Annotated in this window: 14 protein-coding genes; all 14 read right to left on the bottom strand. The window is 39.7% G+C overall.

Features of this window, described 5'->3' with window-relative positions:
* Positions 1–33: 33 nt before the first annotated feature.
* The 14 genes from AAAT26_RS00655 to AAAT26_RS00590 all read right to left on the bottom strand — a co-directional run bounded on the left by AAAT26_RS00655 (position 34) and on the right by AAAT26_RS00590 (position 13,976).
* Complete coding sequence (locus AAAT26_RS00655; protein WP_004696476.1) at positions 34–1,335, bottom strand: SLC13 family permease; 1,302 nt, start codon at positions 1,333–1,335, stop codon at positions 34–36.
* Between the two features lie 38 nt (positions 1,336–1,373).
* A complete protein-coding gene (locus tag AAAT26_RS00650; RefSeq protein ID WP_004696478.1) occupies positions 1,374–1,631 on the bottom strand; it encodes a hypothetical protein in 258 nt (85 codons plus the stop codon).
* Positions 1,632–1,825: 194 nt separating this feature from the next.
* Positions 1,826–2,947 carry a methylmalonyl-CoA decarboxylase subunit beta gene (gene mmdB, locus AAAT26_RS00645; protein WP_302132251.1) on the bottom strand — a complete coding sequence of 374 codons (1,122 nt, stop codon included), beginning with the start codon at positions 2,945–2,947 and terminating at the stop codon, positions 1,826–1,828.
* A gap of 70 nt (positions 2,948–3,017) precedes the next feature.
* Positions 3,018–3,407 carry a methylmalonyl-CoA decarboxylase subunit gamma gene (gene mmdC, locus AAAT26_RS00640; protein WP_004696481.1) on the bottom strand — a complete coding sequence of 130 codons (390 nt, stop codon included), beginning with the start codon at positions 3,405–3,407 and terminating at the stop codon, positions 3,018–3,020.
* Between the two features lie 100 nt (positions 3,408–3,507).
* Positions 3,508–3,675, bottom strand: a complete 168-nt coding sequence (mmdE, locus tag AAAT26_RS00635; RefSeq protein WP_004696483.1) for a methylmalonyl-CoA decarboxylase subunit epsilon — start codon at positions 3,673–3,675, stop codon at positions 3,508–3,510.
* Positions 3,676–3,698: 23 nt separating this feature from the next.
* Complete coding sequence (gene mmdD, locus AAAT26_RS00630; RefSeq protein WP_004696485.1) at positions 3,699–4,046, bottom strand: methylmalonyl-CoA decarboxylase subunit delta; 348 nt, start codon at positions 4,044–4,046, stop codon at positions 3,699–3,701.
* Between the two features lie 73 nt (positions 4,047–4,119).
* Positions 4,120–5,649: a methylmalonyl-CoA decarboxylase subunit alpha gene (mmdA, locus tag AAAT26_RS00625; protein WP_004696486.1), complete on the bottom strand. Its 1,530-nt coding sequence runs from the start codon at positions 5,647–5,649 to the stop codon at positions 4,120–4,122.
* Between the two features lie 150 nt (positions 5,650–5,799).
* Positions 5,800–6,222, bottom strand: a complete 423-nt coding sequence (gene mce, locus AAAT26_RS00620) for a methylmalonyl-CoA epimerase (protein ID WP_004696488.1) — start codon at positions 6,220–6,222, stop codon at positions 5,800–5,802.
* Between the two features lie 51 nt (positions 6,223–6,273).
* A complete protein-coding gene (gene meaB, locus AAAT26_RS00615) occupies positions 6,274–7,212 on the bottom strand; it encodes a methylmalonyl Co-A mutase-associated GTPase MeaB (protein ID WP_004696489.1) in 939 nt (312 codons plus the stop codon).
* A gap of 79 nt (positions 7,213–7,291) precedes the next feature.
* The gene (locus AAAT26_RS00610) at positions 7,292–7,687 is read right to left on the bottom strand and encodes a cobalamin B12-binding domain-containing protein (protein WP_004696492.1); all 396 of its coding nucleotides are present in this window, start codon (positions 7,685–7,687) and stop codon (positions 7,292–7,294) included.
* Between the two features lie 28 nt (positions 7,688–7,715).
* On the bottom strand, positions 7,716–9,362 hold the full coding sequence (locus AAAT26_RS00605) for an acyl-CoA mutase large subunit family protein (RefSeq protein WP_004698747.1): 1,647 nt from the start codon (positions 9,360–9,362) through the stop codon (positions 7,716–7,718).
* 28 nt (positions 9,363–9,390) lie between these two features.
* A complete protein-coding gene (gene scpC, locus AAAT26_RS00600; RefSeq protein WP_004696497.1) occupies positions 9,391–10,896 on the bottom strand; it encodes a succinyl-CoA:acetate CoA-transferase ScpC in 1,506 nt (501 codons plus the stop codon).
* A gap of 524 nt (positions 10,897–11,420) precedes the next feature.
* The gene (locus AAAT26_RS00595) at positions 11,421–12,659 is read right to left on the bottom strand and encodes an O-antigen ligase family protein (RefSeq protein WP_287532914.1); all 1,239 of its coding nucleotides are present in this window, start codon (positions 12,657–12,659) and stop codon (positions 11,421–11,423) included.
* Between the two features lie 9 nt (positions 12,660–12,668).
* Positions 12,669–13,976 (bottom strand): bifunctional folylpolyglutamate synthase/dihydrofolate synthase, encoded by a 1,308-nt coding sequence (locus AAAT26_RS00590; RefSeq protein ID WP_349208746.1) that lies wholly within the window; start codon positions 13,974–13,976, stop codon positions 12,669–12,671.
* Position 13,977: the final 1 nt, after the last annotated feature.

Here is a 13,977-nt window from a genome sequence, read left to right as displayed (position 1 = left end):
GTGTGCTTGTATAGTAGAGTAACCTATTCCCTATTATTTACCAGGGAAGAATGGCCATACCATTGGAATGATAATTAAGCTTACTACGAAGCAAACTAAAATCAATGGAACGCCAGCTTTTACATAGTCAGTAAATTTGTATTGACCAGGACCAAGTACTAATGTATTTGGAGGTGTACCTACAGGTGTACCGAATGCGCAGGATGCGGCAACGCCGATAGCCATCAATACAGCATGAGGATCAGCACCCATACCTTGAGCAATGGAGATACCGATAGGAGCCAATAATGCACAAGATGCAGTATTAGACATAAATTGCGTCATAACACAAGACAAAATAAACAATACGCCTGTTGCAAAGTAAGGACTAGGATCGGAACCCATAACACCAATTACTGCATCAGCAATCATTTTACCTGCACCAGATTGATCAAGTGCAGTTGCCACTGGCATCATACCAGCAAACAAGAAAATTGTTACCCAGTCAATAGATGTGTAAGCTTGTTTTTCATTCAAACAACCAGTTAATACGCAAAGCATTGCACCAATAACAGCAACCATGCTCAACGGTAAGTTAATACCAAAGTGTTCTTTCAATGGTTCACCTAAAATCATGGCAAGGATTACACCTAAAAGAATAAGTCCGGAGAACAATTGTTTCTTAGGATCGTTAGAAATATCTTCAGCAGCTACTTCTTGTTCTACATCACCGGCATCAGTAATTTCATGTTTAGGTAATAAATGTTTACCAATGAGCATCATGAATACGATAGTAGCGATAGTCAAAGGAATGCCAATCCAAGCAAACTCAAAGAAACCAAATGGTTCAATACCAAATTTAGTCAATGTACCACTTACAATGATATTAGGTGGTGTACCAACCATTGTAATGATACCACCGATACCTGCAGCGAATGCTAAAGGCATCAATTGACGAGATGCAGGAATCTTAGCAACAGCACAGATACCAACAACTACAGGAAGTAAAGCAGCTGTTGTACCAGTGTTAGATAAAAATGCGGACATGGTAGCTGTTACAAGCATAATCGCAAGCATCAAGCCATTTTCGCTAGTCCCTGCATGAGATACTACGGTTTCCCCAATTTTTTGAGCCAAACCAGTATAGAATAATGCAGCACCAACAACGAACATGCCTGCAAACAACACAACTGTACTATCAGATAAACCAGAGAATACAACCTTAGGAGTAATAATACCCATAAGGCCTAATGTAATTGCGCCGCCTAAAGAAGTAATAGCTAGAGGAATAATTTCCGTAACGAATAAAACAGCCATGACTGCAAGGACGATTAAGGTTTGTTCTGCAGTACCCATACATCATCATCTCCCTTCAGAGAAATGCACTGACATAATTATAAGAGATATAAAATATAACCTACGATACCAATGGCAGAGGCCATTATAAAAGTAATCCCATATCCCTCTCTTGTTTTAGGATACCCAAATAATAAAGTTTCACCAAGAAAACCTCGGCGATTAAACCAAGAATATTTAGTTCTCTGCTGAAACCATTTAGCTTTACCTTCAGCACCGATAATCAGTGCAGTAATAAAAAAAACAATAAATGCCCAAACAAAACAAATCAGTATTTTTAATTCAATTGATAACAAGTGACCACCTCTACTATATTTAAAGCACTAGAAGGTTATTCTGTGAAATCTTGCTAATCACCTAATGACCGATCTGAAAAGCATTTATTGCAAATATTCCCTTTTTATGTATGATTACATAATGACCAAGGGCTTTTTGATTCACCAATAGGTGTACCTATTTAGGTACACCTGGGTGAATAATTATTAAATTATTAGTGGTTGGACAACATAGCAAGCATTGTACCTGCAGCTACTGCTGTACCAATAACGCCAGCTACGTTAGGTCCCATAGCATGCATGAGCAAGAAGTTAGCTGGGTTAGCTTTCGCACCTACTACTTGAGATACGCGAGCTGCCATTGGAACCGCAGATACACCGGCAGAACCAATAAGTGGATTTGTTTTACCACCATCTACTAAGTTCATCAATTTACCGAACAATACGCCACCAGCTGTACCGCAAATAAATGCGAATAAGCCTAAAAGAATAATTTTGATGGTTTCTAAGCTTAAGAAGTGTTCCGCACTCATTGTCAAGCCAGTACCAGTTGCTAAGAAAATTGTAACTGTATTGATCAATGCGTTTTGAGAAGTATCGGATAAACGATCAGTTACGCCAGATTCACGGAACAAGTTACCTAACATCAACATACCTAAAAGGGATGTAATGGAAGGAAGCAATAAGGAAATGAAGATCGTTGCAACGATTGGGAACACGATTTTTTCAAAACGTGTTACTTCACGCAATTGTTCCATAACGATTTCACGTTCTTTTTTAGTAGTGAAAAGTTTCATTACAGGTGGTTGAATCAACGGTACCAAGGACATATAGGAATATGCGGCAACCGCGATAGCACCTAATAAATGAGGAGCTAGCTTAGTAGCTAAGTAAATAGATGTAGGACCATCAGCACCACCGATGATACCGATAGCAGCCGCCTCTTGAGCTGTAAAGCCAAGCATCATTGCGCCACCTAAAGCAGCAAATACACCGATTTGAGCAGCAGCCCCTAAAAGCAATGTTTTAGGATTAGCAATGAGTGGACCAAAGTCAGTCATTGCACCTACACCAAGGAAAATTAAAGGTGGGAAGATTTCTTGGGAGATACCTGCACTAATAAGCGCCATAACGCCTTCTTCGAAACCGTTACGAGGAATATTGGCAAGTAAACAACCAAACGCAATCGGACCCAACAATAATGGTTCGAACTCACGAGCAAATGCTAAATACAATAGGATCAAACCTACCAGAATCATAATAGCATTGCCTGTTGTAAATGCGAGGAACCCGCTATCGTTAATAACAGATTGTATCGCAACAGCAAAAGCCTCCATATGCGTTCCCCTTTCACAAATATAAAATTGTTAGATGACGTGGCGCAGCCACGTCATACAACACTTGGTATTAGCCAAGAACAACCATGTCATCGCCAGTGGATACAGTTTGGTTAGCAGATACGCGAACTTCGGAAACTACAGCATCATGTGGAGCTGCGATTTCATTTTGCATTTTCATAGCTTCAAGAATCAACAAAGTTTCGCCTTTTTTAACTGCTTGACCAGCAGATACTGCTACAGATAAGATTTTACCAGGCATTGGAGCTTTTACAGTTTCAGCACCTGCTGGAACTGGAGCTGCTGCTGCAGCTGGAGCTGGTGCTGGTGCAGGAGCTGCTTTAGGAGCTGGAGCTGCTGCTGGAGCTGCTTTAGGAGCTGCTGCAGGAGCCGCTGCTTTCACTTCATTAACTTCTACATCATATGCTGTACCATTTACTGTAACGTTGAATTTTTTCATCTTAAATTCCTCCAAAATGTGTAGTTTCTACACAAAACTTATAAATATTTTTACACATATAATTGAGTAATCCTATGGATTATCAAATTAGCCAATTATCTTATCGATTACCACGCAAACGGCCTTCCATTTTCCAATTGTAGCTTACGATTGGACGGATATGCGCGATTTGATCAGCGGAATAACCCATTGCCGCTAATGCACCAACGATTACTGCTACTACATCTTGAGATGGAGCTTTACCGTTAGTTGTTGTAGCATTGCTCATTACAAATGCCTCCTAAAATTATTTTAACCTCTACCGCTTAAGCGACCTTCCAAGCGCCATTTAGCACTAGTTGCTGTAGGTCGAATAGATGCAATTTGTTCAGATGAGTACCCCATCGCCACAATGGCACCTACGATAGCTGCTACCACTTCATCCTCATTTTGAGCAGATGCATTTGCTGGAGCTACAGGAGTAGCTGTTGGAGTAGCAACAGGAGCGGTTGCTGCTGGTGCTTCTTTTTTCTTCTTAGTAGGATCGATTAAATGTACGATTTCCATAAGAATACCTAAAGCTATCAATACAGCAAATACAACTGTCATATTAATCGCCATGATTAACCAAGGATTGGTAGTAACTGCTTGTCCTTCCATAATCATTCCCCTTTCTAAAAAAGTAGTAAAGAAAGGTATCTCCCAAATTCGATGATATGTTTACCGAATCGAATTATAATGGAATATTACCATGTTTCTTTGGAGCACGGTTTTCGCGTTTACTTGCAAGCATTGCCAAAGCGTTGATAACTGCTGGACGAGTTTGTTTAGGTTCGATTACAACATCTACGAAGCCACGTTCTGCAGCTTTGTAAGGAGTCGCAAACTCTTCTACATATTTAGCTGTTTTAGCATCTTTATCTTCGTCTTTCTTGAAGATAATATTAGCTGCACCAGCAGGACCCATTACAGCGATTTCGGATGTAGGCCAAGCATATACTTGGTCTGCGCCTAAATCTTGGGAACACATAGCGAGGTAGGAACCGCCATATGCTTTACGAGTGATAACAGTAATTTTTGGTACTGTAGCTTCAGAGTAAGCATATAACATTTTAGCACCATGACGAATGATTCCGCCCCATTCTTGATTTGTGCCAGGCAAGAAACCAGGAACGTCAACGAAGTTAACGATTGGAATATTGAAAGCATCACAGAAACGGATGAAACGGGAAGATTTGTCAGAAGCGTTAATGTCCAAGCAACCAGCCATTACTTTTGGTTGGTTAGCAATGATACCAACGGATTGACCATCAAAACGAGCGAAGCAAGTAATGATATTAGTAGCATAGAATGGTTGTACTTCATAGTATTCGCCATTATCTACAGTAGCTGCGATAACATCTTTCATGTCGTAAGGCATGTTACTGTTATCTGGCAACAAGCTATTCAAGCTTTCATCCTCACGAGTTGGATCGTCACCAGTATCTACCAATGGAGCATCTTCCATATTGTTGGATGGCAAGAAGCCTAATAAGTAACGAATTTGAGCGATACAATCATCTTCATTTTCAGCTGCAAAGTGAGCAACACCAGACACGGAGTTGTGAGCCATTGCACCACCAAGATCTTCAGCGGTTACTTCTTCACCAGTTACAGATTTGATTACTGCAGGACCAGTGATGAACATTTGAGAAGTATTTTTAACCATGTAGATGAAGTCAGTCAATGCTGGAGAATATACAGCACCGCCCGCACATGGGCCCATGATTACGGAAATTTGTGGAATAACACCAGATGCATTTGTATTTTCAAAGAAAATTTTACCGTAACCAGCAAGGGCATCTACTGCTTCTTGAATACGAGCACCGCCGGAATCGTTGATACCAACAATAGGAGCCCCCATTTTCATTGCTAAACGTTGTACTTTAACGATTTTAGCAGCATGCATTTCACCAAGAGAACCACCTTCTACAGTGAAATCTTGTGCGAATGCATATACTAAACGACCGTCGATAGTACCATAACCTGTTACTACACCTTCGCCTGGTAATTCTTTCTTTTCTTGACCGAAGTTAACACAACGATGTTTAACGAATTGATCAAGTTCAACGAAGGAATTATCATCGAACAATTTAGCCAAGCGTTCGCGAGCAGTCATTTTACCTTGAGCATGTTGTTTCTCAACGCGTTTTTCGCCGCCACCAGCTTTAACTTTAGCTAGTTTTTCGTGCAATAACTCGATTTTTTCCTGCACTGTTGCCATTATAGCACCTCCAAATAAAACTTGTTACAGTATCATTTTATTTCATAAATGAATAAAGTTCAAGAAGCATACATATTTAATATATAACGTAGAATTATATGTATATGTATATCTACAACTCATATATAATTATGTGAATTGGATACTGTATTATTTCATACGTTGACATAATTCAAGCAATACACCACCAGTTGCTTTTGGATGTAAGAAAGCAATTGAGGAACCGCCTGCACCATAACGAGGTTTTTCGTCAATCATACGAACGCCTTTAGCCATCAAATCAGCAATAGCATTTTCAATATTATCAACGCGCAATGCAACGTGTTGGATACCATCACGACCGCCATTTTTTTCGATAAATTTACCGATAGGGCCATCTGGAGTTGTAGTTTCTAAGAATTCAAGTTCAGCATCACCACAAGGGAAGAAGGATACTTTTACCTTTTGTTCTTCTACGATTTCGTCTTCAGGAAGATGTTCAATGCCTAATGCATTTTTATAAAATTCTTTAGTTGCTGCTAAATCATTAACACCAATACCGATGTGATCCACTTGTAATACTTTAAAAGCCATTTTGATTATCTCCTTTTCAAGGCTAAATCTCTAATGCTACGTAGTCGCCGTCTACTTTAGCACGCTTGTCATTACGCCATTAACAACTGTATATGGATCGCTTTCGCGTTCATTAACAGCTGCCACTTGGCTATTAAATTCGTCGCTTGTAACAATTTTATCAGCTACATAACGACCAATTTGTTCATTAATCATTGCGATGATTTCATCACGAGTACGTTCTGCCCGACGAGATTCCAATTCACCAGAATCTTCAAGATACTCAAAATGTTCATCTAAAGCGTCGATAAGCTCATCTACGCCTTGGTCTTTACTAGCAATTGTGCGCTTAATTGGTGGGCGCCATTTCACTTCACGAGAATCTAGGTCAAGCATCATTTCAATTTCTACATTCAAACGATCGCAACCATCTCGGTCAGCTTTGTTGATAGCAAATACATCGCCAATTTCAAGAATACCCGCCTTGATAGCTTGGATATCATCACCGAGACCAGGAACCAGTACAACCAATGTAGTATCAGCATTTTTTACAATATCTACTTCAGATTGACCTACGCCTACAGTTTCAATAATTACTAAATCCATGCCAAAGGCATCCATGAGTTTTACAACGTCTGCAGTCTTTTTAGATAATCCACCAAGACTACCACGCGTGCCCATGCTTCGAATGAATACATTTTCATTTAATGTTAAATCATTCATTCGAATACGGTCCCCCAAGATAGCACCTCCAGAGAATGGGCTAGTTGGGTCGATGGCAACGATGCCGATTTTTTTACCTTGATCTAAATAATGTTTAACTACCTTATCGGTCAAAGTACTTTTACCAGCACCAGGGGCCCCTGTAATACCGAGAATACGTGCGTTCCCCGTTTTAGGGTAAATTGCCTTCATAATATCGATGGCATTATCATACTCGTTTTCTACAGCTGTTATGGACCGTGCTAAGGCTAGTCTAGAACCTTCAAAAAGGCCTTTAACTAAATCCATTCGCCTCACCACCTATCTTCGAATATGGGAATAGAGGGGAGCCAACTATTCGAGTTGCACCCCTCTTTGCCCTAAGCAATTATTTTACGTTTTCTTTAATAAAGTTAACGATATCGCTAGTTGGTGTGCCAGGTGTGAATACTGCTGCTACGCCAGCTTTTTTCAAGCCAGGAATATCAGCATCAGGAATAACGCCACCACCGATTACAAGAACATCCCCCATGCCTTTTTCTTTCAAAAGTTCAACAATTTTAGGGAACAATGTATTGTGAGCACCGGAAAGAAGAGATAATGCAACTACATTAACGTCTTCAGAAAGTGCTGCTTCAACGATTTGTTCTGGTGTTTGACGAAGACCAGTGTAGATTACTTCGAAACCAGCATCGCGAAGTGCGCGTGCTACTACTTTTGCACCACGGTCATGACCATCAAGACCTGGTTTTGCTACAATTACTCTAATACGTTTTTCTGCCATGATATATTACCTCCGAAATCAGCCGATATTATAATGTGGAATGAGCTTCGTATTCACCGAATACTTCGCGCAATACATTACAAATTTCACCCAAAGTAGCATATGTTTTAACTGCTGCAAGAATTAATGGCATCAAGTTAACAGATTCGTCAGCTGCGCCAGCTTTCAAATCAGCTAAGGCTTTATCAACTGCGGCTTGATCGCGGTTAGCACGAACTGCTTGAGTTTTCTTAGATTGGTTAACACCTACGGAAGCATCTACGCGAAGTAAGTCTTTTGGAGCTTCTTCTTCGACTTGGAATTTATTTACGCCAACGATTGTGCGCAAGCCAGATTCAACTTCCATTTGCCATTTGTAAGCGGATTCTTGAATTTCTTTTTGGATGTAGCCTTTTTCGATTGCTACTACAGCGCCGCCCATTTCATCAATTTTTTTGATGTATGCCATAGCTTCGTCATAGATAGCATTAGTCATAGCTTCAACATAGTAAGAGCCGCCCAATGGGTCAACTACGTCAGCCAAACCAGATTCGTAAGCCACGATTTGTTGAGTACGAAGAGCTACTTGTACAGATGCTTCTGTAGGAAGAGCCAAAGCTTCGTCACGGGAGTTTGTATGTAAGGATTGAGTACCGCCCATTACAGCAGCTGCAGTTTGAAGAGCAACACGAACGATGTTGTTATCAACTTGTTGTGCAGTCAACATGGAGCCCGCTGTTTGAGTATGTACACGAAGCATCATGGATTTTGGTTTTTTAGCACCAAAACGTTCTTTCATGATTGTTGCCCATAAGCGACGAGATGCGCGGAATTTAGCAACTTCTTCAAGTACATTATTATGAGCATTCCAGAAGAAGGAAAGACGACCAGCAAATGTATCAACATCAAGACCAGCTTTCAAAGCTGCTTCTACGTATGCGATACCATCAGCAATTGTAAATGCGATTTCTTGTGCTGCTGTGGAACCTGCTTCACGGATATGGTAACCGGAAATAGAAATTGTATTCCATTTTGGAACGTATTGAGAACAATATTCGAAGATATTAGTGATCAAACGCATAGATGGTTTTGGAGGGAAAATGTAAGTACCACGAGCTGCATATTCTTTCAAAATATCATTTTGAATAGTACCTTTCAATTCTGTGGAAGGTACACCTTGTTTTTCAGCTACTGCAATATACATTGCCAACAAAACGGATGCTGGAGCGTTGATTGTCATGGAAGTGGATACTTTGCCAAGGTCGATGCCATCGAACAAGATTTCCATATCTGCCAAAGAGTCAATCGCTACACCTACTTTACCAACTTCGCCTTCAGCCATAACATCATCAGAGTCATAACCGATTTGAGTTGGCAAGTCGAACGCACAGGAAAGACCTGTTGCACCAGATTCGATTAGGTAGCGGTAACGTTTGTTAGATTCTTCAGCTGTAGCGAAGCCTGCATACATACGCATTGTCCAGAAACGACCACGGTACATAGTAGGTTGTACGCCACGAGTATAAGGGAATTCGCCAGGCATTCCCAAATCGCGTTCATAATCAAAGCCTTCAATATCAACTGGTGTATACACACGGTTGTATTTTAAGTTTTGACGTTCTGGAGTTTTTGCGCATTTTTCGTCACAAAGTTTGTTGTACTCAGCAATTTGGGCTTTTAAGTTTTCGTAAGCCATGTTTTCATCATCCTCCTAAAAAAACAGGTTATTTTTTCATGCTTCCAGTTTCTGTGAAGCGTTTATGCCAAGAAAGAGCTTCATCAAGCAACATTGGTGTATGGGCATTCTTTGTTGCAGCTAATGCTTTTTCTAGGTATTCAGTTAACATAGGTTTGTAGTCTGGGTGAGCACATTTTTCAATAATCAAACGAGCTCTTTCCACTGGGCTCAAACCACGACAGTCAGCAACACCTTGTTCTGTACAGAAAATCATAGTGTCATGTTCTGGATGATCCACATGGGATACATATGGAACGATAGAACTGATGTCGCCATTTTTAGCAACGGAATTGGTACAGAAGATAGTGAGATATGCACTACGTGCAAAGTCACCAGAACCACCAACACCATTCATCATTTTGCTACCCATAATATGAGTAGAGTTTACATTGCCAAAAATATCAAATTCGATAGCGGTATTCATGGCAATGACACCAATACGACGAGCAATACCAGGGTTATTGGAGATTTCTTGCGGACGAAGAATAATTTTTTTACGATATTCATCAATATTCGCATAGAAACGTTTCAATCCATCTGGAGAAGGACTCAATGCAGTACCGGAACATACAGTTACTTTACCAGCATCGATCAAGTCAAACATACCGTCTTGAATTACTTCTGTATAAATAGATAAATCTGTGAAAGGCCCTTGGGCCAAGCCACTAATTACCGCATTTGCTACAGAACCTACGCCGGATTGCAATGGAAGCAAATTTTTAGGCAAACGACCTTCTGCAATTTCTTGTTCAAAGAATTTGATAAGATGTTGACTCATTGCCTTTGCATCATCATCAATAGCAGCTAAAGGTCTTGTTGTATCAGGTACATCACTTGGAACCACAGCAATAATTTTGCTAGGATCACAAGGTATTGCTTCTGTACCGATGCGATCGCCGGCCTGTTCCAACGGAATTGGTTTACGATGTGGCGGATCTAACGGTTCATAGATATCATGCATACCAACTAAGGATAATGGTTGAGATACATTTACCTCTACGATAACCTTTTTAGCTTGACTAACAAATGTTGGAGAATTACCAACAGAGGTAGTCGGTACTAAAGAACCATCTTCGTTGATTTGACATACTTCAATTATTGCTACATCTAAATCTCCGAAAAATCCATAACGAATATTTTGTGCCATTGTGCTTAAATGCATATCGATGTATTTAACATCTCCACTATTTAAAGCCTTTCTCATATCTTTATTGGTTTGATATGGAAAGCGGCGATTAATACCATTAGCACGAGTTAACGCACCATCAGCTTCATCACCTACGGAAGCACCTGTCCACAAATCGATTTTGAATGGTTCTTTTTCCATTCGTTCTGCCAATGCCAATGGCACAACTTTTGCATAACCCGATGGTGTAAAGCCGGAAATACCAACTTTATCATTAGGGTTAATCAACTGAGCTGCATCATAAGCAGTGACAATTTTACCTTGCAGGTCCACATTTTTTACGCGGTCTTTGATGTCTATCACCATAACCATCTCCTTTAAGAGTAACATTGTTAAACGACAATTGAATCTCTTTGGTCTAATACGTTCCTTAAACCGACTTCATCGTAGTCCACATCCAATGTATTGTCAACTTATATGACTAAAATGTATTTTTTATCACACTCCGACTGTGCATTATGACCAAAACGCATAGGTTTTTACATTTTCACATAAGTTTTATTCACACCGATATAACTCACAGGAATTATCAATTTAATAGTATATATTGTTGTTTTTTATGTATATCGAACTATCTCAATACAACATATAGAGCCTTATCAATATAATAAAGAAATAATATATACAGAAACTGACCGCTACACCTCCTATAAAAATATAGATATACAAAAAACCGGTTTTCAAATGCAAGCAATAATGTTCAATTATTCTAACATTAGAAAACCGGTTAAATATACTTAAGCTTACCCTGCTAAGGTATGTATAAATTATACCATACTATGAAATTGTATCGCTACCATAAAACTTACTAATTATACAAAATATACCTTTTACATATAGGCCTTTGTGGAAAGTTGTACTTTCACAAAGGCCCCAACCCAACCAAGGAGTTGCCAAAAAACAATAGTAACTTGATGGCTATACAGCTCAAAATCAGACAATCCACTAAAAAGAACTCCGATAGCTAAAGCGCCTATACCTATCTGTGCAGCTTGTCGGAACATATCCCCTTTCAAACGAACAGATGTAATAACATGACCGACGATAACTGCTAGGAATGATAGCAAGCCAGGAATACCTGTTTCAGCCAATATGTTTAAATATAAATTATGGGCATGATACATCAACACATTAGGACCTTGAATGTAATAGTTATACTCTGGATAAACTAAGTAGAATGTATTCCACCCAATACCAAAGATTGGATTTTCTCGTACGATATACATTGTACTATCCCATAGAGCCCAGCGAAGCTCTGATGACGTATCATGACCTTGGAATATAGACCAAAGTCGTGAAGCAACTTCCCCTTCATAGAAGTATAGAATTAACGGTACCACTAACAAGGATAAGAATAGTCTTCGTTCTACGAAAATAGCCCAATACAGAATCATGGCCGCAAAACTAATCCAAATACCACGCGAATAGGTTAATAACATCGTTAAAAATAATACAACACCAATAATCAGCATTGTAACAACTTCACGAGTACGATTCTCTTTCATATAAACAAGAATATAGCTAATACATACACTTAGTACCATCAATAGATAAGCCCCTAACAAATTAGGATTTTGCAATGTAGACGCCATTCGACGCATCAATTTAGGGAATTGTGCTGCATCAACCCATTCTTTTATATGTATATTGGGAACAAATATATACTGATAGGCCCCAATAATGCATACAAGAACGGCTGTACCTAAAAAGGCACGAAGAAAATAGTTCCACTGTTTAGGTGTTCGGATATAGGTACGAACTAAATAGTACATGCCCCCACCCGCTACAATTTGGTAGAACCAGCTCTGAATAGACCAATCCCAGTTTGGGGACATTAACGACGATATACCTGTCCAGATAACAAAGATCATAACAGTCCAAGATAAATAACCTGTCGGCAAACTCAATGATTTACTAGAAATCAAATCATATAATGCTAGACCTATAGCCAACCAGAGAAGTACATCTCCTACCATTGGCTGAAGTGGCATCGCAATGACAACACCATAGATTAATCGTTCAATATAAAAGGTAAGTCGTTTCTGATTAGGAATGAGTGAGAGTTCCATATTCTCACCTCAATGGCTCATCTCATGGAAAAACCACTGACGAGCATCTCCTAGAATATATAAAGAACCACATACAGCAATGATATCACCAGTCTTTGTATGTTTATAAGCCAATGCTAATGCAGCCTCAACAGATTCTGCAGTTTGAGCCGTCACCTTAGGTACAGTACGACGAATCACTTCAACCAAGTTTTCAGGTACCTCTGTTCTATCTGTTGGTGCAGGTACAGCGAGGACTGTGTCGCCAGATTTAACCACTTCACGAATAATAGTCTCTTGATCTTTATCTTTAAGGATAGCCATTACCACCGTTTTCGGTGTGTCCTTAAATAATTCATTGTACGTCATGGCAAAAGACTCAGCCCCTGCCGCATTGTGAGCACCGTCAAATATAAAGGTACGATCTAAGCCTCGTTTAACTTCAAAGCGCCCCGCCCACGTAGTGCGGGCAAATCCTTCACGCATCGTTTCTTCACTGATGTTCGTATCCTCTTTCATCAATAAACGTACGGCCATCAATGCACAAGCGAGATTTACAGATTGGTGAATGCCAGCCATCGTCGTAAACAACATAGCAGGTGCAGCATCGTTAGAACTAACAGTTATCATTTGACCACCCGTTACAGCGCTGCGGCTATCAATACCAAAATCTTTATTAAAAACATAAAGCTTAGCATGTTGTTTATTGGCTACGTCCTCAATGATATTAAGAGGTGTATCTTGTGCAGCTGTCACTACAGGCACATTAGGTTTGATAATCCCCGCTTTATGGCGTGCAATCTCCTCGACAGTATCACCACAATACGCCTGATGATCAATAGTTACATTAGTAATAACAGATACTTTTGGAGTCACGATATTAGTAGAATCTAGTAAGCCACCTAAACCAACTTCTACTACAGCATAGTCGACACCTTGCTCCTTAAAGAATAAAAATGCGGCAGCTGTTAATATTTCAAATTGTGTTGGCGCTTCTATTCCATTACTAATAATAGTATCTACTGCAATCTTTACGCGACTAATTAATTTTCCAAAGGCTTCCTCTGTTATATTTCCATCATTAATTTGAATACGCTCCGTATAGGATTGAAGGTGAGGCGATGTAAATCGCCCCACCCGTAATCCACTTGTAAACAGTGCGTAGGAAATATATGAGGTAACCGAGCCCTTACCATTTGTACCTGTAACATGAACAATTTTATAATCTTCTTGTGGATTCCCTAACACATCCATAAAAGCCGTAATTCGTTCAAGGCCAGGTTTAATACCAAATGAAGATGCCTGCTCCAAATAGGCTAAGGCCTCCTGATATGTCATA

The organism is Veillonella parvula, assembly GCF_040094895.1.
GTDB lineage: Bacteria > Bacillota > Negativicutes > Veillonellales > Veillonellaceae > Veillonella > Veillonella parvula_L.
Note: the sequence above shows the minus strand (reverse complement) of the source record. Positions and strands in the feature narration are given on the sequence as shown.